This window comes from Shewanella sp. DC2-4 (assembly GCF_013248875.1).
GTDB classification, from domain to species: domain Bacteria; phylum Pseudomonadota; class Gammaproteobacteria; order Enterobacterales; family Shewanellaceae; genus Shewanella; species Shewanella oncorhynchi.
The window spans coordinates 4,765,461-4,789,698 of record NZ_JABRVR010000002.1 but is presented as its reverse complement, the minus strand read 5'-3'; the positions used below and the strand labels follow the sequence as shown (position 1 = coordinate 4,789,698).

Annotated in this window: 21 protein-coding genes; 8 read left to right on the top strand and 13 right to left on the bottom strand. The window is 41.5% G+C overall.

Annotated features, from left to right (window positions below; translation table 11 throughout):
- Positions 1-69 precede the first annotated feature (69 nt).
- From HQQ92_RS21715 to HQQ92_RS21690, 6 genes are all read right to left on the bottom strand, one after another.
- Positions 70-243, bottom strand: a complete 174-nt coding sequence (locus HQQ92_RS21715) for a YezD family protein (RefSeq protein ID WP_011790691.1) — start codon at positions 241-243, stop codon at positions 70-72.
- Between the two features lie 69 nt (positions 244-312).
- The gene (locus tag HQQ92_RS21710) at positions 313-999 is read right to left on the bottom strand and encodes an alpha/beta hydrolase (RefSeq protein ID WP_173248319.1); all 687 of its coding nucleotides are present in this window, start codon (positions 997-999) and stop codon (positions 313-315) included.
- Positions 1,000-1,258: 259 nt separating this feature from the next.
- Positions 1,259-2,761, bottom strand: coding sequence for a DUF3300 domain-containing protein (locus HQQ92_RS21705; protein WP_173248317.1), 1,503 nt, complete (start codon positions 2,759-2,761; stop codon positions 1,259-1,261).
- A 148-nt stretch (positions 2,762-2,909) separates the two neighbouring features.
- Positions 2,910-4,274 (bottom strand): ATP-binding protein, encoded by a 1,365-nt coding sequence (locus HQQ92_RS21700; RefSeq protein ID WP_105250673.1) that lies wholly within the window; start codon positions 4,272-4,274, stop codon positions 2,910-2,912.
- Complete coding sequence (locus HQQ92_RS21695) at positions 4,267-4,962, bottom strand: response regulator transcription factor (protein WP_105250672.1); 696 nt, start codon at positions 4,960-4,962, stop codon at positions 4,267-4,269. The genes HQQ92_RS21700 and HQQ92_RS21695 overlap by 8 nt, the downstream gene beginning before the upstream one ends.
- A gap of 2 nt (positions 4,963-4,964) precedes the next feature.
- Positions 4,965-5,267, bottom strand: a complete 303-nt coding sequence (locus HQQ92_RS21690; protein WP_105250671.1) for a PepSY domain-containing protein — start codon at positions 5,265-5,267, stop codon at positions 4,965-4,967.
- A 367-nt stretch (positions 5,268-5,634) separates the two neighbouring features.
- Here HQQ92_RS21690 and HQQ92_RS21685 point away from each other — a divergent pair, with 367 nt between their 5' ends.
- Positions 5,635-6,579 (top strand): choice-of-anchor H family protein, encoded by a 945-nt coding sequence (locus tag HQQ92_RS21685; protein ID WP_173248315.1) that lies wholly within the window; start codon positions 5,635-5,637, stop codon positions 6,577-6,579.
- An 80-nt stretch (positions 6,580-6,659) separates the two neighbouring features.
- The gene (locus tag HQQ92_RS21680; RefSeq protein WP_113940228.1) at positions 6,660-7,133 is read left to right on the top strand and encodes a peroxiredoxin; all 474 of its coding nucleotides are present in this window, start codon (positions 6,660-6,662) and stop codon (positions 7,131-7,133) included.
- A 71-nt stretch (positions 7,134-7,204) separates the two neighbouring features.
- Here the strand turns inward: HQQ92_RS21680 and HQQ92_RS21675 are convergent, their stop codons facing one another.
- From HQQ92_RS21675 to HQQ92_RS21665, 3 genes are all read right to left on the bottom strand, one after another.
- Positions 7,205-7,594 carry a YgiW/YdeI family stress tolerance OB fold protein gene (locus HQQ92_RS21675; protein ID WP_173248313.1) on the bottom strand — a complete coding sequence of 130 codons (390 nt, stop codon included), beginning with the start codon at positions 7,592-7,594 and terminating at the stop codon, positions 7,205-7,207.
- A 154-nt stretch (positions 7,595-7,748) separates the two neighbouring features.
- Complete coding sequence (locus HQQ92_RS21670; RefSeq protein ID WP_131525517.1) at positions 7,749-9,014, bottom strand: HAMP domain-containing sensor histidine kinase; 1,266 nt, start codon at positions 9,012-9,014, stop codon at positions 7,749-7,751.
- Positions 8,986-9,666 (bottom strand): response regulator transcription factor, encoded by a 681-nt coding sequence (locus HQQ92_RS21665; protein ID WP_254306347.1) that lies wholly within the window; start codon positions 9,664-9,666, stop codon positions 8,986-8,988. Before HQQ92_RS21665 ends, HQQ92_RS21670 begins: the two co-directional genes overlap by 29 nt.
- A 74-nt stretch (positions 9,667-9,740) precedes the next feature.
- On the opposite strand from HQQ92_RS21665, the gene HQQ92_RS21660 reads away from it, so the two are divergent.
- A complete protein-coding gene (locus HQQ92_RS21660; protein ID WP_173248311.1) occupies positions 9,741-11,033 on the top strand; it encodes a DUF5666 domain-containing protein in 1,293 nt (430 codons plus the stop codon).
- A gap of 37 nt (positions 11,034-11,070) precedes the next feature.
- On the opposite strand, the gene HQQ92_RS21655 is transcribed toward HQQ92_RS21660, so the two are convergent.
- From HQQ92_RS21655 to HQQ92_RS21640, 4 genes are all read right to left on the bottom strand, one after another.
- Positions 11,071-13,041 (bottom strand): methyl-accepting chemotaxis protein, encoded by a 1,971-nt coding sequence (locus HQQ92_RS21655; protein ID WP_173248309.1) that lies wholly within the window; start codon positions 13,039-13,041, stop codon positions 11,071-11,073.
- 128 nt (positions 13,042-13,169) lie between these two features.
- A complete protein-coding gene (gene envZ / locus HQQ92_RS21650; protein ID WP_113940234.1) occupies positions 13,170-14,486 on the bottom strand; it encodes a two-component system sensor histidine kinase EnvZ in 1,317 nt (438 codons plus the stop codon).
- A gap of 42 nt (positions 14,487-14,528) precedes the next feature.
- On the bottom strand, positions 14,529-15,254 hold the full coding sequence (gene ompR, locus HQQ92_RS21645) for a two-component system response regulator OmpR (protein WP_006079507.1): 726 nt from the start codon (positions 15,252-15,254) through the stop codon (positions 14,529-14,531).
- 472 nt (positions 15,255-15,726) lie between these two features.
- Positions 15,727-16,809 carry a hypothetical protein gene (locus tag HQQ92_RS21640; protein ID WP_173248307.1) on the bottom strand — a complete coding sequence of 361 codons (1,083 nt, stop codon included), beginning with the start codon at positions 16,807-16,809 and terminating at the stop codon, positions 15,727-15,729.
- A 297-nt stretch (positions 16,810-17,106) separates the two neighbouring features.
- Between HQQ92_RS21640 and HQQ92_RS21635 the strand changes: the two genes are divergently transcribed.
- The 5 genes from HQQ92_RS21635 to HQQ92_RS21615 all read left to right on the top strand — a co-directional run bounded on the left by HQQ92_RS21635 (position 17,107) and on the right by HQQ92_RS21615 (position 23,773).
- On the top strand, positions 17,107-18,501 hold the full coding sequence (locus tag HQQ92_RS21635) for a WH2 domain-containing protein (RefSeq protein ID WP_173248305.1): 1,395 nt from the start codon (positions 17,107-17,109) through the stop codon (positions 18,499-18,501).
- Between the two features lie 517 nt (positions 18,502-19,018).
- Positions 19,019-19,570 (top strand): winged helix-turn-helix domain-containing protein, encoded by a 552-nt coding sequence (locus HQQ92_RS21630; RefSeq protein WP_173248303.1) that lies wholly within the window; start codon positions 19,019-19,021, stop codon positions 19,568-19,570.
- 395 nt (positions 19,571-19,965) lie between these two features.
- On the top strand, positions 19,966-21,342 hold the full coding sequence (locus tag HQQ92_RS21625; RefSeq protein ID WP_173248301.1) for a hypothetical protein: 1,377 nt from the start codon (positions 19,966-19,968) through the stop codon (positions 21,340-21,342).
- Positions 21,343-21,573: 231 nt separating this feature from the next.
- Positions 21,574-22,440, top strand: a complete 867-nt coding sequence (locus HQQ92_RS21620) for a hypothetical protein (RefSeq protein WP_173248299.1) — start codon at positions 21,574-21,576, stop codon at positions 22,438-22,440.
- Positions 22,441-22,648: 208 nt separating this feature from the next.
- A complete protein-coding gene (locus HQQ92_RS21615) occupies positions 22,649-23,773 on the top strand; it encodes a hypothetical protein (protein WP_173248296.1) in 1,125 nt (374 codons plus the stop codon).
- Positions 23,774-24,238: the final 465 nt, after the last annotated feature.

The following is a 24,238-nucleotide window of genomic DNA, read 5'->3' as shown; positions in this document are numbered from 1 at the left end:
TAATAAGGCTTCCGGTTGACCGGTCAGCGATGTGGTCTAACTGTGTTGATTGGGTGGTAAATTTCGTTTTTATTTCGACGGCGTAACTTGGTCTAAACGAATTTTTTCTTTCTTTTCTAATTGCACTAATTTCCCATGGTGAAAGGTTAATTCCACTGTCCCAAACTCAATTCTACCCAGTAGTTTTTCTAAACTATTGACGAGCAAGGGGATCACGGTTTGTAGATCTTCTTTGGTTGCCATATAAGTCCTCATGTAAGTGGTTTTTGACAACGTAATTGGAATTATAATCAAATATTGATAACTAAAAAGTTACATTTTGCAATTTGATATTCTTTTATGTAATAAGTGTGTCTTTTGTGTCTTTTGTGTCTTTTGTGTCTTTTGTGTCTTTTGTGTGTTTGAGTTTACGAGATCGTTAGACTGGCTCTGAGTTGCACTTTCTATTTGATAGATAAGATTACTAATAAGCACATCAATGAGGGGCCACTGTCCATGTCCGGAATCGACATTAATGTGGCCACTTAACCCTAAGTTGATTGTTGGGAATCCAAATTTCTTTGCCAGTTTTGCAGCTTGATTAAAGGGCATCCAAGGATCGTTTTCACTGGCAATGACAAGCCCTGCGACACCTAAGGGATGTTTTGGCAACAAGTGTTTGATCGTTTGAGTGCCATCGTGTTCAGGCAGAATGTGTCCATTCTCAGAAAATCGTGCCGGTGATGCTGGCGCGACTAAAATAGCTGCTGCTACCCGTTGTGGACGATGAGCGATGGCAAGGCTTGTCGCTAAACAGCCAAAACTGTGGGCGAGGATGAGGATTTCACCTTCGATTTGATCGATTACGCGGCAAATGGCATTGGCCCAGATATGAATCTTAGGCTCCAATAGTGGTAATTCATTGACCCATATAGCTAATTCATATTTTTGTGCAATCCAACTTTGCCAATGTAAAGGGCCGCTACCACCAAACCCTGGCACAATTAATAAGGTTGCCATATTTCATCCTCCAAGATGTGAGTTGATAAGAGAGCCAAATGACGACCGGATGAAGCCAGTTTGACTCGCACTCTGACTATATCTACAAATTTGGTTATTAAAATTGTTATTTGTAGTTCATTTTGGAATATGAGATATATTTAGGATATTAATTCTGGAGGAAGTTGCCTTTGTGAGGTGATGTTACAGATAAATAATCCATAAAAATGCCCAGTAAGAGGGTGAGTCTTCTGGGCACTCGTTTTCAGTTTATATCTTGTTATTCCCTATGACGACGTTCTTGGCTTTGAGTTGATCGACCTTGGTTATGTTCTACCGAGCGAGCGGTTTGCGCATTTTGGCGTGGCTCACTTTGTCTCACTCTCACTTCTTCGCGTTGTCTAGGCGCCGCTTGTCTTGGTTGTTCAATCCGTTGTGGCTCTGTACGTCTTGTTTCAGGTCGTGGCGTTTCAACTCTTGGGGTCATAGTTCTTGGTTTTTCTTGCCTTTGTGACTGTGCCCTTTGTTGATCGACATTACGCGGCTGTGACTCCCGAGTTTGATATTGCCTTTGCTGAGGCTCCTTTGATGGCATTGGCTTTGACTGCACGGGTCTTGATTGCATGTCATTACGCTCCTTGTGGGTTGGTGTTTGTACCATAGTCGCTGCGCGACGCTCCTTTAACTCGGCTTGCGTTTTCTGATAACTCGGCGCGCGGTTATCACGTTCACGGCTGACGTTGTGATAGTCTTTATTATCACGACTTTTATTGCCCTGATTACTCATATTACCCAGATTACTATGGGTATCTTGGCGTTCTTTAGACTTCGAATATTGGCTATTGAAGTGCTGTTTACTGCCGCTTGAGTGTGAATCTCTGCCGCGATATTTATCATCATTGTAATAGCGTTGTTTCACCACTGGATTGTGATAACTCACACCGCGTCTATGTTCGGGTTTATGTTTCCAAGGTTGTGCGCCATGGCTAACACTGTATCTTTCCCGTGGGCGATATCGGTGTGAATGGCGATAGTCGATCACCACCACTTTATGGTTGTGCCAGTGGAACGAACTGAAGAAGTAGTTAAAGGAAATATGGATGCCCGGTGACCAGTAGAAATGGTTATGACTCGGACGATAGGGATAGCCAGCATAGCCGCCAAATTCCCAATATACGGGTGGATAAGCCACTCCCCAACGCCATGTGCCGTAAACCACGCGTGGATCGTAATAGGGGACGTAGACGATTTCTCGCTTAGCGGGTTCTATGATGATCTGATTGTTGGCGCGGGTAATTGCCATGTTATCCATGTCCGCTAAGCTATTCGCTTTATCAGCCTGTTGTCTTAGGGACTGAATGCTGTTCATCACTTGGCCTTCATCTTCTAAGAAGGCTTCACCGAGTCTTTGAGTCCATTCGAGATCTTCACTCATTTTTTGCAGCAGAGTCGGGAAGGCCAGCAAGGCTTTGACGCTCGGGTCCCAGTCCTGATCTTCGGCTTGCGACATAATTTGGTCGATCGATGATTTGGGGCGTTGGGTTAACCAACGCTGCGCCTGCACTAATTCGAGTGGATAAGTTGAAGCGATAAGTATGTGGGTCAATAAGCTATCGGGATACAGGGCAATAGGCGCCAGCATTTGTTCGAGTTCGGCTTGGCTTGCCGCTGTGCTCGATCCTTGGCTCGCAGATATGCCCGCAGCCTGTGCTGTGGTAGTGAAAGGCAAGGCCACTAATGCCGCCGTTAACACTAGCCAATTCCATCGATGTAGTCTGTTCATGGTTTGCTCCAATAATCCTGTTCGAGGATGTTATGGGCATATTAGGCGTGTGAATATGAACATAAGCTGAAAGTGTTTTGCGGTTAAATATTTATTTATAGCCAAGTTTTAAGAGAAGTAATAAATCTATCGCATTGAAAATAAAGACTTAAACTGAGTGTGCAAAGCTGATGCTAAATTTGGCACCACCTAAGGTTTCTGAACGAGAGACAGAAATTCTGCCGTTATAGCTGTCGACTAAATCGCGCACGATAGCAAGCCCAATACCATTACCTTGAAGGTAGGAGTCTGCGCGAATACCACGTTCAAAGATTTGATTTTGCAGGGCTTCACTGATCCCTGGGCCATCATCTTCGATACAGATTAGCAGTTGATAGGCATCGCCTGTGACCGTTAATGTCACCGTAGACTTCGCGGCTTTACAGGCGTTGTCGAGTAAATTGCCTAGAATTTCAGTCAGATCTGCTTCATCCCCCTTGAATACTGCGTGTTCTACCATCTCGCCGCTGAGATTGATTTGTGGCTCTCGATAAATTTTAGCTAACGTGCGTAATAACTTAGCGGCGACTTCATCGACACGAATACCTAAATGCCACGAGGCCGCCGCTGCGGTTTGGGCGCGTTTTAGCTGGTGGCCAATGATCCGGCTGATCACTGATACTTGCTCACTGGAGGATTCGCTTAAGTCGGCCTGACTCTTGATCACCGCCAGTGGTGTTTTGAGGCTATGGGCTAGGTCGGCCAAGGCATTACGATAGCGTTTTCGTTGGGTTTGTTCGGTATTGAGCAAAATATTAAGCTGCCGAGCAACCGCTTGTAATTCAGTGGGGTACTGGCTACTTAGCTGCATCGACTTACCTTGCTCGACGGAATGTAACTCTTGGGTAAAGCGTGCTAAAGGTCGCAACGTCCACAGTAACCAACTCAATTGAAACACTAACATGACTAACATTAAGATCAGCAGCCAAGTCCAAAGCTGTTGATTAAACTGATCAATTTGCTGCTGAAATTCTCGCTCGTCTTTAATGATGTGGATTGTCACAGGCACGTTTTGATTTTGGCTGGCAAAACTGACACTAAAGCTATAAATCAAATGGAGTTGATCGGCGAGCTCGATTTGCTCAAATGCGCTTTGACCCGTGGCTGGGATGGTAAAATGTGGCGGTGGCGTAATCCCCATAAAAGATTGCGAGTGCCACACTATATCTTGTTTGCCGCTGGCGTCTTCAGTGGTTGCAATGGCATACAGTCCTGATTGAATGAGGTTAAAACGATTCTCTAACACTAACTCTGGGATGGAGATTTGTTTGTTTTCGACTTCAGTCACCGCGAGAATCGAATAGACATAGGCACTGAGTTCATTCTTGGTTGCGCTTTTAACTTGTTCAGTAAAGGCATCGTTTAAGGCAACGCCGATCAAGGGTAATAACACTAAGATAAATAATAGCGCGCTGGCAACTAAGCGTGCTTTTAGGGAGTTCAACACTTGCCACGCCATGGCGCGTTTACTCATCGGCTGCTTGCCCGGACGTTAACGCTTTTAGGCGATAACCTTGGCCGCGCAGAGTTTCAATTAAGTTGTATTGATTATCTGGGTCGAGTTTTTTGCGTAACCGGCGGATAAAGACTTCGATGACGTTAGAATCTAAATCAAAATCCTGATCGTAAATATGCTCTGTGAGTACAGTTTTTGATTTGACTTCGCCTTGATGCAACATAAAAAATTCGAATAGCTTGTATTCAGAACCACTGAGATTAACCAGTTCTTCGCCTTTACGTACTTCTAGACTGCTGGTGTTAAGGCTAAAGGGGCCGTTGTAGATCAGGGGGCTGGCCTTACCGGCGGAGCGACGGATCAGGGCTTTTAGTCGTGCGATGAGTTCTTGGGGATGGAAAGGTTTCGTCAGATAGTCGTCGGCACCGGCATCGAGTCCTTCAACCTTATCTTGCCAACTGTCCCTTGCGGTTAAAATCAGGATAGGAAAGTCGCGTTTTTGTTCACGCACGCTACGGATCAAGGCGATACCATCGAGTTTAGGTAAACCTACATCGATAATTGCTGCATCATAGTTGTATTCGAGCGCTTGAAATAAGCCTTCTTCACCATCACTCGCCACATCGATACTGTAATGGGCATCGAGGAGATGTTGCTTTAAGTTAGTCTGTAGTTCTATATCATCTTCAACTAGTAACAATCGCATCGTTAGTTCCTCGAGACTCGGCCCGTTGCGGCATCTACTGAAACAGAAAATACTTGGCCATCATTATTGAGGATTTTAATACGATATCCCGATCCGCTGGATTGTACGCTCAATACTTTGCCTTGAAATTGTCGTTGCGCCATTGCCACCGCTTGATCAGGGCTATTGACCGCTAGACGACGCTGCTCATTCTTCGCACCTTGGTTACGAGGCTGATTGCGATCATCATGTCTATCATTACCTGCTATGCAACCAAAGGAGGCTGATAAGCAAGTGATTAGGGCCAAGGTCAAACCAAGTTTCATATCGGGTACCCGCAATGTTCAGCGATCTTAAGTTAATGAGTGAGATGGATAACTTATCGAGTCGACTAAGAATACCTCATCACCTTAACAAACACATAGAGATCAGCCAATTGGTTGGCACAATTCCTTCAAAATTAACTCTGGCAGTTATTTTGTTATTCGTGACAGAACTGAAGTTCTGTTGGCGAGTCTATCCCTATGCTCGCGCTTGTATCGTTTAAGTTTTGTGAGTGTTACCCATTCCAGATGAACTCGGGCTGAACGTATCTTTTGGCTGAGAACAGTGGGCATTGATGTTCAGCTTATGTTCACCTTCATTGCACTTTAATAGCTCCAATTTGAACGGGTTATCCATAGGATATTCAAGATGAACACACTCAATAAGCAAGATATGGCAGCCACAGTTAATATTAAGCTATTTATGGCAACGGCTATTGCTGCGTTGTTTTTAGCGTCATCTGCCGCTAGCGCTCAGCCCCGCGAACTGGAGTCATCGCAAGGCTTAACGCCATTTACTGCAGCCAGCGTTGGTATTGCCAAAAAAGCAGAAAATAGCGAGCAAGCTGCCGAGCAGGAACAACAAGCCTTAGCTTTGTTACAACAAGCCGCGCCCGCAAAAAATGTCACTGAAGTCGCCGCTGCGGCCGTGAAATCCTTGGCGCCAGCCTTATCATCCAAAGCGCCGACGGCAAACCGCGTGCAACTAATGGGCGCCTCGCCTATGACGCGTGAGCAAGTAACAGCGAAACATGCGAGCCAAGGGATTCCGAGTTCGAGCGCGACCAGTGAAGATCCCTACCGCGCACCTGTGTATCACAGCTTTTCGATTTTTGATGCCAGCAGTCGTTTGTTTGAAGACTTTGATTACGATGGGTTTTATCAAACGTTTAGCGTGACCTTCGACGTTGATGTCAATGGTGCATATCTTAATGAAAGAGCTGATTTATTTGCCGAGCTTTATCTCAGTCGTGATGGTGGCCCTTGGGTGCATTACTACACCACAGACGTATTTACCATTTACGGCGATTCGACACAGGACGATTACGAAGTGTTGACCACGCTCTACACGGGTTATGCGACGGATCACTATGATGTGTTGATTGATGTGTATGAAGTGGGTTACAGCGATATTGTTGCGACCATTAGCGCCGATGAAACCGATAGTTTGTATGCGCTGCCATTGGAGAGTAGCGATCGAGACAGAGAGCCCGACATTATCGTTGTTGAGGAAAGTGGCGGCGCCTTCTCAGTATTAGGTTTGTTATGTCTTAGTTTGTGTGCGGGGCTGCGGTTGAATCGAACTCGAGTCTAATCGCCCTTATTTCTCTCGGTGTTTATCTGCGGTAAATAGGGCTAGTATGGATGAGTTATTTTAACTAAATGGAGAAAGACATGATTGCTCAAGGTCAAACATTACCCGCGGCCACATTAGGTCAACTGACTAAAGATGGCATGGTGAATCACCAAGTTACCGAATTGTTCGCGGGTAAAAAAGTCGTATTGTTTGCAGTGCCAGGTGCTTTTACTCCAACGTGTTCTGAAGCGCATTTACCTGGCTATGTGGTGTTAGCCGATCAATTTAAAGCGAAAGGCGTGGATTTGATTGCCTGTGTTGCTGTGAACGATGCCTTTGTGATGAAAGCGTGGGGCGAAGCACAAAATGCCTCTGAATTAATGATGTTAGCCGATGGCGATGCCAGCTTTACTAAAGCCTTAGGTTTAGAGATGGATACTGCCGGTTTTGGTGGCGTGCGTTCACAACGTTATGCCATGATCATCGATAATGGTGTAGTGACTCTACTGAATGTAGAAGAGCCAAAGGCTTTTGAAGCCAGTAAAGCTGAAGTTGTTTTGGCCGCTATCTAAGCGTATTTAAGACATGAAGTTTGGATGTGACCAAAGCCAGCCATTGATTGGCTGGCTTTAACTAAATCAATTTATTGTACGATTTGAATGTTGTCTGCATCTATGGTCACTTCAGACCAATCTTTATCCACTTCACCACGAATAATGACCTGAGTCTCAGGTGTTACTGTGTTGCCGCGCCATAAATCATCATCAATTTCGACCTTAATATCACCCGTAGCGTCACGGAAAATATAATCATCGTGTCCAATGGAAGAAATGATATGGCCCGTTAACTCAATTTGGGCGTCATCACTGGCATTGAGCGCGCTCACCACATCATGAATCACTTGTCTTGCGCTCGGCCCTTGGAAGCCACCCTGTATTTGAGGTTCACCCGTTGTAGGTTGAAAGCCTGCTTGGCTGGCCATAGTCGTGAATGAAAGTGCCACTGCGAAAACGGTAAGAGTCATTTTATTCATCTGTTTGTCCTTTCTATGGTTTTATGTAACTCAGCCTCAATGGCTATTACAGTGTTGCGAGCATAGTGCCAAGACAAGCGTGAAGCGGTTGTGAAGATTGGGTTTGCAACTCAGAATTTGCTAAAACGAGGTCATTTATCCAAGCTAACTTCGGTTAATGGGCATTATCTATAAACTGAACATAAGCCTGATAGCTAGCACCATCGTTTTGGGTTGAAAATGCCCAGCCCATTCGCTCGCAAATACGTTCAATAATAATTAATCCGCAGCCATAGCCTGATGTATCAGTACTTTGAGTGCTTAGTGGATTCAGTATCCATAATTGGTTGCTTTGCATCGTAATTTCAATGTTTCCGGCACTGTAATTGAAAGCATTTTTAATTAAATTACCTATCACTATGTCAATAAAGCTCAGTGGCGCCTTGATGCTCAAGCAATCTTTAAGCGTTAAGCTGTAGGTGATTTCTTGCTTGGCAAAATGCTGCGCCATTTCAGCTAAAATGTGTTCAAGGCGTGGTGCTAAATCAATTTGGCTGTAGTGCTGGGATTCAATGTCTTCTTTTCCGAGAAGTAAAAAGGCCTCGGTGAGCGTTTTCATTTGATGCCCTGCGTAATCAATACGTGTAATGGCTTTTTTGACCATTAATTGTTGAGCCTCGGTTGTCGCATTGGGGATTTTTTTGAGCAATTCTACCGAACCTTGGATCACCATAATGGGCGTGCGTAGTTCATGGGAGGCAAAACGGCTAAATTCTTGTTCTCGAGTGAAGTAGGCGGCAATTTTAGCTTTGTTGCTTAATAGGGTTTGCTCAATCTGGCGGGTTTCACGGTATGAAGTACTCGGTGTTGATGTCGGTCTTTTTGGTGATAGTTGATTGATTTTATTTTCAATCTCAGCGAGTGGACTGGATAGCAGACGTACAAAATACAATCCATACGCCATGATAAACAGGAGCAAACCGATCCCCATAATAGAGATCAAAATGTGCATTCTATCTTCATAGCTATCAAGGAAATCGTCCGCGTCATCCTTATAAACCACATACAGCAGCCCTTGCCCAGAAGGATGAGCGGATATCAAAAAGTGTTTATCTTCGTCACCCAGTTGATGTTCGTAAAATCCGGTATTTTGATAAGGTTGCAGCCAAGCTGGTACAAACTCTTTGCTCCAATATGTTTTCAATTCATTGATATCGGGGAGCTGTGCTTTATCACCAAACCTTTGATAATTCTTTAGATATTCGCGAGTCTCTGTGGCCAGCGTTTGCTCGAGGCTAATCTTCTCAATTTGTTCTTCGGCGATATAAATGAGGCTCCAAAAAATGGCAAACATCAAGCTAGTTAATACTAAAAAAGTGAGGCGTATTTTTTTATATAAACTCGGAAAATGCTCAGGGGATAAGTCGGTAACCTTGGCCATGGATAGTCTCTAATTTTGAGTCTGAAAAACCTTTATCGAGTGCACTGCGTAAGCTGTATATGTGGCTGCGAAGTGAGTCACTCGAAGGAGCATCATCTCCCCATACTGTATCTACCAATTGCTCTTTACTCACGATAGCGGGCGCATGTTTTAGTAACAGTGAAAGAATGGTGCGCTGAATTTTACTGAGCTTAATTTCTTTACCAGCACGGGTAACTTGGTGGGTTTGCAAATTTAAACTGATATCACTGAAGCGCAAAATACCCACATCTAAACGTGGGCCACGATTATGCAGTGAATGTAGTCGTAAGCATAATTCTTCCATCGCGAAAGGTTTATTTAAAAAATCATCCCCACCTGATGTAAAAGAATCAATTTTATCCTGCAGACTATCTTTGGCGGTTAAAAATATAATCGGTGTATTACAATAAATTTCTTCACGCAGTTTTTTGACCGTATTAATACCGTCTAATTTAGGCATCATAATATCCATTATGATGACATCGTAATGGTTTTGTTGAATTAAATTGATTGCACTTTCCCCGTGATATGCACAGTCGGCAATAATACCCTCTAGGGTTAAATAATCCATGATTGTTTCAATAACATCATGATTATCATCAACAATTAATACTTTCATAGGTTTATTCATTTCTTCACATTTGCTTGACGATCTTCATACTAAGATGCCCAGCACTGATTTAACAAGACAAAATAGGGAAGAAAATGAATAAACTCTTAGTCTGTATTACGGCCATTTTGCTGGCAGGTTGCGGTGGTAATGATTCATCAACAGATACCTCTAAACCCGATCCTATCGTTCCACAACCTACGTTACCCGCAAAAATTAACGGTACAGTAACAAATATTGCTTCTGACAATAATTCGATTACGGTCAATGGATATAACGTCAATATCGCTAATGCTAAGATTCACTATGGTCAACAGCCGTTAGAGGTTAATGCCATTCAAATGGGGATGAGGGTCAAAATTGATAATGAAGGCCAACAGGCTAAAAATGTCATATTAGATCCAAGCCTTGTGGGTGAAATCAGTTTCGTTAATCAAAATACTATTGCCGTTAATGGGATTAATTTAGTCGTTAAACCAGCGGACGCGACTCAGTATAAAGTAGGCGATTGGGTGGCGGTAAATGGTTATCCAACGGTTGTGGGAGAATGGCAGGTTAATTCTATAAACCTTATTCCCAATTTTGCGTTTGCTGAAATCGAGGGACGTGTCTCTGGATTAAATAAGACTGCGCAACAATTCAATATCGGTTCGGCAGTGATTAATTATGCCAACGCACGTTTAGAAGGCAGCTTACAGGAAGGCTCATGGGTCGAAGTGGAAGGCCAGCAAAGTGGTGCTTCATTTTTGGCCTCTGAAGTCGAGGTGGAAGATACGGCGTCTTTTAACGATATGGAGCTAGAAGGGACTATTACTTGGGTCAACCAAGATAAAACGCAGTTTGAGCTTAATGCCCGTACTCGACTCTATGTCACTACAAATACTCAATTTGAAGATGGCAAGCAAGCTAACTTGGTTGAAGGCAAGTTAGTCGATGTAGATATTCAATCTATGCCGCAGGGTTTATGGGCCAGAGAAGTTGAATTTGAAACATCACATGATAATGGCGGAATACCTCCAGCCTTAGGTAAAAAGTTCGAGCTAGAAGGTCTGGCGACACTGACTACCAATAATCAGCTACAAATTAATGGATTTACATTTGATATTGATGCCAGAACTCAATTCGATGACGGTTTAACCTTAGCGACACTTGACCAAAAATGGATTCAAATAGAAGGTGTTGAACTCGCAGACAACCAGTGGTTAGTGAAAGAAGTTGATCTTGAAGTGCGAAGCAATGAGCTTGATTTGTCGGGTTTAGTGATGCAAAAGACCTTGTGGGGCTATCAAGCGACTGATGCTTCATTAACGCCATTTGAAGGCAAATGGGTTGATGTCGAATGTCAGTTCGATGGCTCTAATATCCACAATTGTCGAATCGACGATTAAACACAAATAGAGAAATTAAGTGAATAAACGTGCGGTTTTAGGCCGCACGGTTTATTTGGCTTTGCCCAATCCCCAAGCTGGTTTCAATATCTTCTACACTCTGCTGTACTTCTTGGGCGATGACCTCACTCTGCTGTGAACTGGTTTGCGCTTGTTCTTTTAAACTATCCATAGTGCGAACAAATTCATCGAGATAATCGACTTGCTTTTTGGCATTTAGCGAGCCTTGTTTGGCGGTATTAGCCATTTCACTTGCTTGGTTTTGCACTGTTTGCGCCACTTGCCACAGGCTTTGAGCACGCAGTTTCTGGCTGCTGGTGGCCTGTGCTATGCCATCGACACTCTCACTGAGAGCATGATTTGATTGGGTAAGTTGTTGCAGAATTTTCACGATCTCATTCAAAGACACTTGGGTGCGTTGGCTTAAATTACGCACTTCATCGGCCACCACGGCAAAGCCGCGACCTTGCTCGCCAGCCCGCGCAGCTTCGATGGCAGCATTAAGGGCGAGTAAGTTAGTTTGCTCGGCAATATTGCCAATCACATCAATGATTTTCGATACATCCGTCACTGAGTTATTTAGGCTTTCAAGGGACGAATGGCACAGACCGACCGCGGTTTGTGTTTGCTCGGTTGCGCTCAATACCGCCTCGGCTTGTGCTTGACTCGACTGCATTTGGCGCATGGTTTCGGCTGCGCTGTCTTCCACGAGTGCTGAAGTGTGGCTCACCTCATTGGCGAGGCTGCGGATATGTTCGGTCTGTGTTTGCGTATCGGCCACAATCGTTTGGGTGTGCTCTGTGTGTTGTGATAGCTGAGTAATGCGCGCCACCAGTTGGCTTAATGATTGAGAAACCTTAGTGATTTGCTGGCGCTGTGCCTCGTCTTCCTGTTCAAACCTTTGTAGCAATTGGTTGAAATGGCCAGCTATTTGGCCAGTTTCGCAGCGACGATTAATGTCTAAACGCTCGCGGCTGTTCGATTCGCTTAATTTCATAAAAGCTTGGTTGAGACGTTTTAGCGGTTTGACGACACGATTTTGCTGCAGGATTAAATAACCAATCGCAAACAAGGCCATGATGGAAACCATAGTGTAGAGGATTAGCTGTAACTCATATTTCAGCTGCTGGTTCTTTGCAGCCTGAGCCTCACCTAAACCAATAAGCTGTTGTTCCACATTGCTAATCGCTTGAATGAGTTGATCTTGCATCTCTTGGTTGGTTTGCAGTAATTGGTGGGTATTGGCGACTTCTTTGTTGTATCGATTGGCGAGACTGAGCAGTTCACTGCGGTCACTCTCGCCGATTTCAATTTGTTCCGGTTCGCTTGCGCCGAGTGCAAATTCATCGGCTTCTTGCTGCTCATATACACCGATTAACGGCAGAGCGCTGAGGGTGTCGTGCCACGTATTTAGCTCTTTGCTGGTGCTGTCTAAAATGCCCTTGAGCTGCTGATTTTTACCGATCAGATAACCATCGGTCAGTTGGGAAAGTTGGTAGACGATAGAAGGTAAATTGCGGCTCAATTGCAGATATTGTTCGGCGACCGCCGCATTTGTGGCTAAGCCTTTATCGGCATAGCTGCCCAGACGACGGTTGTAGTCGAGCATTTCAGATTCCGCGTGGGCGAGCAGTTGCCTAGGATTGCCAGCGAGTTTACCCGCGGCGCGGTACTTGGTATCTAAATCTTGAATGAAGTTGCTTAGGCTGGCTTGCAAGTCATTGTCGGTAGCGCCCATGGCTGCGAGGTTAAGCTGCGTGAGCTGGTTTTTAATGGCGCTGAGTTTGGTTTTCGCTTGTTCAAGTTGGCTAGCGTTGCCACTGGCTAAATAGCCATCGAGATCGCGGCGTACACCGACGAGAAAATCCTGCTGAATAGCTTGTAATGTAAGTGTTTGCTGCTCAATTTGTTGCCGCTGATCACTGCTCCACAGCACTACGGCTGCTAGCAATCCCGCGAGCAATAACAACAGGGCAGAAGCAGAAAGCGACAGCGTTGAAATTTTCATTTTGCAATCTTCATAATGGTCAGAGCCAGTAACTGTGCTGAGTTTATGAATTTAAGGTGACATTAATATGACAAGTGCTCACTTGGATGTCAGCGTTGTCATTTGATTTGCAAATATGTGATCTCGCGTTATTCCAGCGGCAGCCACACTTGGGCTTTTAAACCGCCTTCGGCGCGGTTGGAGAGGGTAATTTGCCCTTGGTGTCTGTCGATAATCCGTTTGATAATGGCGAGGCCTAGGCCCGAACCAACACTACCACGGGCGATATCACCTTGGGTAAAAGGTTGAAATAGTTTGGTAATTTGCGACTCATCGATCCCTGGTCCATTATCTTCAACACTAAAACCGATACGCTTGCCATCGAACTGCGAGCTAATGCGGATCCAGCCAGAACCATAGCGAAAGGCATTTTCGACTAAATTACTCAGTACCCGTTTAATGGCAATCGCTTGAAATTGTGCTTCTGGGCAGTCAGTTAACACCACTTCAATTTCGCCGGAGCGATTGGCCTCTGCTTGAGCGACATCTTGAATAAGTTTATTGATTTGGCCTAGCTCACGGCTGGTTTCCTGATCTTGGCGAATATACGCAATAAACTGGCTGATGATGGCGTCCATATCTTCGATATCATTGACTATGCCATCTTTAAGATATTGATCTTCCTCAACCATCATCTCAGAGGCGAGGCGAATACGGGTGAGCGGTGTGCGCAAGTCGTGGGAGATCCCCGCCATCAATAGCGCTCTGTCTTGCTCCAGTTGCTTCATGCTGTGCGCCATCTGGTTGAAAGCATTGGTAACTTCGACAATTTCACTCGAACCTTTTAGCGGCAAGGGATCGGGAAATTCACCGCGGGAGACTGAAATCGCGGCTTTTTGTAATCGCCTAAGTGGGCGGTTTTGCTGGCGAGCAAACCACCATCCCCCAGCGACACTGAGTGCGCCAATCACCATTAAATAAAGAGTGAGTGGCGAAAGATCTGAAACATTTTGGCCGATAAGTGGCACTTTTATCCAAATCGAGGGCGCCTGTGGTGGACGGATCCAAATCTGTAATACGCTGCCATGGGTGACGCGGACTTCAGCATCGCCGCCAAGATATTCCGACATCTGCGATGACCAGAAACCATAGTAAGTGGCTTGCTCAATACCCGCTTCATGCGCTTGCTGTTGATTGTAGATTTTCATGCCATCGTCGTGGACTTTGGCATTAAGGGCATCGACTATGGTTAAGTGTTCGCGGCCAATATCTATACCGTCGACAAACAGTAATTTGACTTGGCGAGCGATTAACTGATTGATTTGTTGGTAACTTGGCTTAAGTACATAGACGGCGACCGTGACGTAAGACACCAGCTGATTGATCAGTAATAGGCAACCAATCAGCATCACGGTTTGACTAAATGCGCTGCGAGGAACAAACCGCCACCAAAACTTAGGTTTCATCGTGGGCTCAATAACCGCAGGAGATTAAGATGGCAGCGCGGCTCATCGACGCGCGGCACCATCGGGTACAAACACATAACCTAAACCCCAAACCGTTTGAATGTAGCGAGGATTCGCGGGATCTTTTTCGATTAAGCGGCGCAGACGTGACACTTGCACGTCGATGGAGCGTTCTAGCGCTGAATAATCGCGGCCACGGGCGAGGTTCATCAACTTATCCCGAGACAAGGGTTCGCGTGGATGGGTGACGAGCACTTTAAGTACGGCAAACTCACCGCTAGTGAGTGCGATGGATTCGTCGCCGTGGTACATCTCACGGGTCGCTAAATCCAGCGAGAACTCACCGAAGCTAATCTGTGCTTCCTGCTGAGCGGGCGCACCGGGCACATCTTGGGTTTGGCGACGCATCACGGCTTTGATCCGCGCAAGTAATTCCCGTGGATTGAAAGGTTTTGGTAGATAATCGTCAGCGCCCAACTCTAAACCAATAATGCGGTCGACTTCATCGCCCTTGGCCGTCAGCATCACGATAGGAATAGGGTTACCTTGCTGGCGCAGCCTGCGACAGATAGACAGGCCATCTTCACCGGGCAACATCAAGTCGAGCACGAGTAAATGGAAGTTTTCGCGTTCTAATAGGCGGTCCATCTGCTCGGCATTGGCCGCGCTGCGCACCTGATAACCTTGCTCCATCAGGTAACGCTCGAGTAACGCTCGCAGGCGCATATCATCATCGACGACGAGGATTTTCGAGGTTTCTTGTCCCATGGGATGTCCTTTAATTGCTCAGATTGGTGCTTATTCTACTGACGAGAAACAGTTAAGATTAACCAACTGGCTGAAATTGAAAACGAATCTGCCTAATATAGCCGCATTCAACCAAGGCGACTAGCTCACCTTAGTAACTTGAATGCGATAAATGCTGACATTGATTGCCCAATGTTAATACTAAGCAAATGAAATTGCATGGGAATACTCGCGTTTATTCACGCTATAGCTGAAATTGTAACTAAATTGGCATCAGTAAAAGAGGTGATTTAAAAGCCATTATGCACAGAGATGATTTAGTGGGTAAAAATAGTACACATACTTTGATGAATGTACTATTTGCATGTTCAGCTCTTAAAACCATCACTGACTTAAGAACCGTTGTCAGCTCCATAACCATAAAAAGTGGTTATGGAGCCATCTATGGAAATAGAGCTCCAATCGCTTATTGTTACAAGCGGTTTGAGACAGTTTATTTCCAATTAATCATATCGATTAAGGGCGTTGAATCGCTATTGGTTCCTGGACACTTAAGTAATGCTCCTGCTGTCGCTTGGTACTCAGGCTTGATGTGCTCTTGTATCCAGCCTTGAGCTCTTATTAGATCCTTACCCATGAGCCCGAAAATACGTTGTGGGTTTACAACTGGGGCATTTGGGAAGAAGTCACCGCTAGTGGCTTCAATCATGCTCAATAAAATGGCGTAGTTATCGTGGTTTTGGTCTGCGAGTGGATCCCCGTTTAAAATCGCATTTGTTAAATGCGCTGTGGTGTACTCTGGCGTGCAGACAATACCATTCTCGCCATCGTTATAATCCGCCGCGACCAGATTTTCCACATCAATATGATGCACATGGCTGCCTTTATAGGTTAGATTTTCAGGTTTAATATCGTGCAGGAATATCTCCTCGCTATGTAAGGAACATAAATCTTCTAAGAGTGATTTAAAGTGAATTAAGGGAATCTTGTCCCCTTGTTCAATTAATTGCGCTACTTCAATGCCACCATTATGGGCAATCATGGTCGAATCGTTTACATAAATAGAAGGACAAATTGAAGGATGAGATCTAAGTTGATTCATTGCTAATTGGTTGTATTTATTTTTATCTATATCAAACGTGTCATTATGAATATGTAATTGCACAAATTGACTATCTTGGCGTACTAACTGTTTGTAGGTTCCTTTCCCAGCAGGTTGAAACTTAGTCGGTGTTTTTGCGACTAATTCTGCTTGTGCATTATAGAAGTAGCTACGTCCTGCCTTAGCATTTGTGAGTGATTTAATACCTACTGTATTGAGCTCTTTTTCAGCTTTTTTTTGTTGATAAGAGCGATAACTTTTTTGTATTAGCTGAGCCGCTTCGATTTTCACTCGATGGAGAGATTTTTTGACATTGTTGATCTCTGCGAATGAACTTATCGTTTTCACAGGCTTTAGCGTATCAGCTCTACGTTGGGAAAGTTTTACGATATTGAGCGTGTTAGGTATAGCTGCGAATTGATTGTAGCTTTTATAGCTGGAAAAATTAGAATAATTGCTTGTATGAATCGGCATTATCAAATCTCTGAATGGAATATTAATACTAAAATAAATGAAAATTTTATTAATGGTTAATGGCAAATGATGAATAAAAAATGATTAATTTACTTGCACAATCCTAATTTTTAACTAACTAGTGATTACTTTTACTTGTCTAAATAAACAGAGTGATTAAGTCATTCCACTTTTACTCAGAATATTTCAGACAAAGTCTGTGTGTCCCTCTTCTACTTATTTATATAGTGATGGAGTAGATAGTTAATTGCTCACACATTTATAACATTAGTGAGCCTATGATCAGAGGAGTACCGGATGCCAATTTCCAATCACATCATCAATCCACCTTCATTCGATATCAAGAATAAAGAAGCCAGTATCGCCGCAACTGATAAACTCGAGATTAAGCAGGTGAGTAATAGACCGAGTATCAAAGAAAAGCCAGTTGCGAATAAACCGTTTCAGTTAGCTAAACCAGCCCAAGTTGCCAAAATGGCAGTTACAGTACCGAAGCAAAATGCGGATTCTAGACAGCCATTAATGCCAGCGATTCGTGATGGCGTTAAGTTGAGACCAGTAACGGCAGATCAGGAAGTACCACCTGTGACGCCCAATGCCGATACTTCATTTTTACAAGAAGTATTGAAAAAAATGCAAGACGCTCGGATGGTTTTATCCAGCCAAAGTACTGCACCATCCACAGTGCAAGGAGATATTCAGCCTTCTGTCGCATTAACTATGGTAAGTGGTACATTGCCACCGCCACCGCCACCGCCACCGCCACCGCCACCGGCTCCGATCCTGCCAGTAGGTGCGATGGCAAGTGACGTGGTTTCGCCGTCAGGTGGAGGAAAGGACGCTTTGCTAAATGCAATTACAGGTTTCAATAAAAACAACCTTAAAAAAGCAGTTACTGGAATCAAAAATGACGATTTTCAGGCACCTGTAACAAAAAATGAGCCCATGGATGAACTCTACTCTGATGAATTACTTAAAACAGCGTCCAATATGAATCAAGCTAATAGAGAGTTGCTCTGCCAACAAATTAGTGATTATGTTGTCAATGCTATGGAGGTTAATTGGGAAGGCATTTTACTCGATCAATATGGGCAGTATGCGGATATTGATGCGTTAGAGGCGGCAATGAACGGGCAGTCTAAATCGATTTCAAGTTATTGGGCCGAAGTGAAACGTTTTCCTGATCTATGGAAGCGAGCCGATGTTGTGTCTGATCAGCCTTTCCAGACGCAGCGTAAAGGTGTTGCCACTGAGGCGATGAGTCGCCTCGATTCAGGAAAAACTCGGCTTTTCCGTTCGGATAGTAGCCGTGGCGCCATTGAGATGAAAAAAGGGGAAGCTATTTTAGATGGGGCTCGTCGCACAGCCAATCAGCTGACGACAAATGAAGAAAAGTTGAATTTACTGGGTAGCAATTACCGTCAGTCAGCACTCAAAGTTCTTACAGAAATGCCTTTTATGGAAGGATTCGCTACTAAGAATGGTAAAGATGCGCAGGCAAAGTTGGAAAAGCAATTTATGGCAAACATCCATGGAGCCGACAGTCTTAAAGCAGATATATCAAGATTCCTATCGACTCATATGAAAACTGGATTTGAAGACTTTACATTTTTAGGACAGGAGGCTTTGGTGAAAGAACAGAGTGAGTTAATAAAAGCATTACAATTAAAACTGGGTGATTCTAACAGTTAAGCTAAACATAGTAAGTCGGGTCTAAGTAGATATTTTAGACCTGGCTTATGACTTAATGTATATAGATTTGTAAACATAAACATATGTGTACACATTAATAAATTAAGTTTCAACACTAAACTTTCCTAAAGGTAAATTTTCAATTTAAAATAATTAAGGTGAGTATAATAAAGAGTGTCATATTTTAAAGTATGAATATTTAGGTTTTTGTTAGTTATATTCTCTGTGGTTCCCGTAGTTCCTTATCACCTTCTAAGCATATCAGCGCAATGCACTGTAATCTTAATAATTAGTATTTACATTCGGCAGCTTGATACATTTAGTTTCGTTTGTTTTTCCATTGTATTCAAAGCTGCAAAAGGCCCGCACCTTGTTTTTTGAGTGTGTTTTTTTCGATTTTTTTCTGGTTAATTCATCTTTTTTTGGCGATTTTTTATTACTTTATTCTGAAAAAAAGACCACAATGTAACTCTGAGTTAATTTTGTGATGAACGAGTAATTCTTAGGAGGAATAGCAATGGCAAGAAACTATGCGTTAGGAAATCAGATGGTTTTTGATGTGCTTAAAAGACAGGTTAGCACTGAGGATAATGTAGTTAGCATAGGTGGACGTGAGGCTGTAATATTAAAACTACTATGTGATCATGTAAATGAAGTTGTAGGTAAGGAGTATATACAAGAAAAAGTTTGGGGTAAGGTTTTCGTGAGTGAAACATCATTGACCAAAGCCATTTCCAATTTAAGAAAATCTCTTGCGCAATTTGATAACTTAGCGTGCGAAATAAAAACCATTTCTAAAGAAGGTTATATACTGATTCTGGATGAAAGTGTTTCAGGCGTTTTAATTGAAGAGGAATATCCGATTTTTGAGATAAAGAATATTAAGCAGAGTCGTAAAGAATCCTTAAGTAATATCAATTTTTCTCCATATTCAATCGAACGAAATTTATCAATTCGTACTGACATACCAATGAGAAAGATATATTTTTTATTGGTATGTTTTTTCTCTGCTCTTCTTGCATCCATGTTAACAGTAGGAGCAATAGTCGTTTTCAATAAGTTTTTTTAAAATTATATCTCACGTAAATTTAAACTTATGCGTGCCAAGATTAATATTGGTTGACTTTTATTTTTAAAATAAGAGTTGATTCAATCTAAAAGATTTTTTAGTGTAATTTTTCACGTTCAAATTCAACCTTGAAACGAAATGAAATCATACGCAAGATTGTCTTAAATATTCTACTAGTATTCTATAATTTATGGGCTTCTCTACAGAGATTTGAGCCAAGGATAAGGCTTTTTTTGCTCCTTAAAGTCACTTTTACATCTTGGTATAAGCGCGACTGTTGGTTGTTATACATGTCGTTCGGTGATAGTTATTTTTTACGGATTTTTTCATAAGTAATCTGGTGATATTGATGTGCAGGATGATGGATAATTAAAGCTTAACCTCTAGGAGATATTATGCTTTCATTAAACAAACTAGCTGCATGCGGACAGACTGAAACATCTGAAATCATGGATAAAAAAAATATTGATTTAGATGTCAAAAAAATTTCCCACATTGAGAATAAAGATCCCATTGTTTCTTTAAGTAAATTGTTGAGTCCAAAACCTTACCAAAAAGTAAAAGTAGAACTAAAAAGCGGCAGTGAAATTTTTTCTTCTTTAATTAAAAATAAATTAATAAATGGTAAAAGTACTGCTTCTGAACGGGCTCTCGATGCAATGGCATCTAGTTTAACTAATATTCTTAATACGGCAACAGATGATGTAGATCTAAGTGGGAAGAAGGTATATGTGAAAAACTTTCTTCAATGCGATCAAAGTAAGCCTGTCAAAGTGACATCTGATCAATTTACACTTGTGCATAAAGCAGAGATCTTTTCACGGTTATCAGTATGTTTTGATGGGTTTATGAATTCTAACCAAAGTGATTTATCTGAACGTTTGAACACAATCAGAGACAAATTATCAAAAAATGAAAAATTGAATGAAAGTGAAGAGAAACACTTATTTGAAAAATTAACTAAAGATGCATTGAAGGACACTCAAGGTAATAACCTTTATACAAACAAACTCTTGAAACCAGAAAATTTAGTGTTAGAGTTTCCTGGTGATGCTGCGGTTGTTAAAAATGAAACTGAAGCAAGAAATAATAAGATATTAGTTGAGAATTTTGGCTTTCCTAGCAGCCTTTTAGATAGACCAAGCGCTAAGCTCCATGAAACCTATGCATTAAACGCATTTATGAGTGAAAAAGGTGAGCCAGTTACTTTAGGTCAGCTTTTTGGTGGTGCCTTGCAAGGTATTATGCGGGACCCTGTCGATTCCAGTAAAAGTAAAAGTGGCTTATTTAATGAGGGGATTTTAGCTTCTGGTGGGTTACATTTTGATTTTAAGCCTAACGAAAAAATGTATCAAAATAATATCGATACGTTAGGCCAAGATATACTTGATTTAGCTGTAAACCTCAATATGGATAATTTCAGCCGTCCTGATATGGAGGGTTTCACTGCAGGTGTATCTGGAAATGCTCTGCATTATACCATTCAGACAGCTAAACTCTGTCGTGCCACTAATGCTACATTTAATTTCGAACAAGTGCTTGATGTATGCTTAGACCACTTAGTTGGTGATAGCGTAAAGCAGCCTGTGCATCATAGTTTACCTGAAGTGATACAGGGGGCATATATAGCCAATATGCTAATAAATAAAGGTGTATTGGATAAAAATGATAAAATTATGAAGCATGATGAAATGTATAGTAGTTTAAAGAGTGCCATTTCTGATGCAGATAAAAAAATCACAGACTTGATGGCAACGACTTATCGTAGGTAATGAGTTAGTCTCTGGCATTAATTGATATCACAATGTCTCAGTGTTATTAAAAACCACTTTTAAAAGTGGTTTTTTATTGCAGATGTTATTTAAGATGTGGTTAATATTTTTATATTTATAAACTAAAGCCATTTGTAGTAAGAGAATAATATTAATGTATATGTTGCATGTCATTGATTGTATTCTTCGTGGAAGATGGTGTGCTTTTTATCAACAAATTTAGAGGTGTATATGTCATTTATCATAATTCCTTCCCTGCGAGAAAAGCTTGGGTTAAATATATCATCGAGTGAATTAAAAACGTTGGATGTAAAAAGTGTTCGTAATGTGGATATTTTACGCTTAAAGCAAACTTTGATAAGGAGCCTGAATATACAAAAAAGGGAAGTAATAGCCACATTTTTAGCTAAGCTAGCTACACCACAAAAACTACTACTACCAAGACCAAGGTTGAAGCCACAACTGCAGCATGAAGTTCTGCCATTGCATCTAGCACTGTCAAGTCATGTTGACTCAATAAACATCCGTCATCCAGAAACAATATCTCAATTAAAAGAGGAGGCTAAGGCGGGAAAATATGAAAAATTTGAGGGGACAAATCGAGAAGTATTTATCGATAAAAAAACAGGGAGAGGGTACAAGATCTTTAAACAAGATAGTACGTGGGGAGCGTTAACTAATGCCGACTTAAGAGTAAATGATGTATATTGTAATCATAATTTCTATGATGGTAAGTATGCAATTTTTGCGAACAATGACCTTATTACTATGAGGGATGATAGAGTATGTGGCTCTCCACGAGTAAGAGTGTTTACTTTTCAAAAAATACCAGGTGCAAAGCATCTAGATAATCATGAAAAAATTCCATATTCAGTGCTGGTTATGATGGAACAAGCAGGTTTTAGACCTTTTGATGTAAAGCCTGATAATTTTATGAAAGTCAAAAATTCACATGGAAGATATGACTATCTGCCTATTGATGCAAAACAGATAGGATTAACGAGGAGCAATAGCGAACGCTCTAGGGAGGTTCGTGAGTTTAAGCAACAACATGGTCCTTATTATTATGGTCAACGTTATGTTGATTATAATAAGTAATTGATAATTTATGATAAATTTTCAGTATTTGGAATATTGATAAGGTGCAATCCATGGCCTGGTGTTTTACATAAAATTGCGAATGTAACAAATTCTATAAACAAGTTTAATTGCAAGAATTTTTTTACAAATTATTTCAAAAGTTATCAAGTGAACCAGATGCTGATGATAGGATAATATTTTTTAACTAGATAATTTGGGAGTATAAATGTCTATCGGTTTTGATTTTAATAGAGCCCTGTTCAATTTAAATGTATCATCTCGTGAGTTAAATAAGTTGGAGAGAATAGATGTAAAAAAAATATCGGCTATTGATATAAACAGATTGGGAAAAACAATTTCAAAAACTCAGAGTAAAGCTAAGCAAGCTACTATAATTAAAATATTGAATAAGGCAGGTCAGTTTAATGAGGATGGAATTCATATTTTAAGTAAGTATTCCAAAGATGAAGTTATCAATGTCAAGCAACACATGCAAGATGGGAAAACCACTGATAATAATCAGGTTTTCATGATGAAAAACGCTGAAAATACTCCAGTTAATAATGTGTTTGATATCCGTTCAAAGGAAATGATTGATGACTTTATATTCGGTTTTTCTCAAAAAAAAGCAAAGCCTGATATATATGCTTTATTGAATAAAGTAAAGTTTGAAAAACACGTAAAACCTATGTTTAATGCTCTACCTTGTAATGAAAGAGATGCTATCAATTTCTACATAGGGAATAGAAATGGCGAAAACTTACAAAATCCAGAACGGTTTAATGGGATTTTTTTTAGTGACTTAAACTCATACTTGAGGGGATATGAGGTGAGTGAAGATATGAGGGAAAGAGTTAATTCTATTGCGACTGATATGTACTCTGGATTAATGAAATTACCAATTGGAGAAAGTAACACTATTAGCTATAGAGCAATAGATGCAAAAGGGGTGGCTGGTTTTGAGGCTTTGAACGAAGGAGTGGGTTTCTTTGATTTCGCTCCAATGTCATCCTCAGAGAATCAAGATTTTGTAAGAGGTTGGTTCAAGACAAGAATGGCAAACTATCCAGTTGAGAATCCTGCTGTATTTATTTTAGAAGGAAATCCTATCAATACAGGTGTATTAACAAATAAATCTGAAGTTATATATCCATCAGGTACAAAGTTTGAAATAATTCATTCAGATGTTAGGAATGTCAAGTTAATGGAAGGGTATGAAAGGAGTATGAAGTTTTTTGTTGTCCGGCAATTAGATCATAATAATGGCATTTTTATTGATTTAGCTTCAGGTAGAAAAAAATCATCTGACACAATAGCAATGAAATTAACAGATCTAGGACTTGTTCGCTAGTTTCATTTAACAGTAACACTCATTTAATTATGGATCACTATTGGTGGTCCATTTTAGCTATATAAAAATATTAAATATTTCTTAATGATCTGTAGTTCATTCGATGAAATATTTAACCCTAGAGTAGACCATAATTAAGTTAGAGCAAGTTACATGTCTTAGTACGACTCAGCGTGATTCAATGCTCAAAGCATCTGAGATGCTAATCATTTTGACTCACTAATATACATATGTAGTATTTTAATAAATCTATTTTAATCAATCAATTAGGTTTTTACTTTCACCTGCTAACGATAAATTAATACATTAGCTGATTGTGCTTTTAATGAGCTTTTTCCGTGTTTTATCAGAAGTTTTCACTGGCTTGGTCTGGTGCAGATGGCTTATATTTTGCGCATTCTAGAGCTATCTAGAGGTTTGTGTATTAAGTAGGCATGTTTAGTAGACATGTTAAGAATTAGAAAT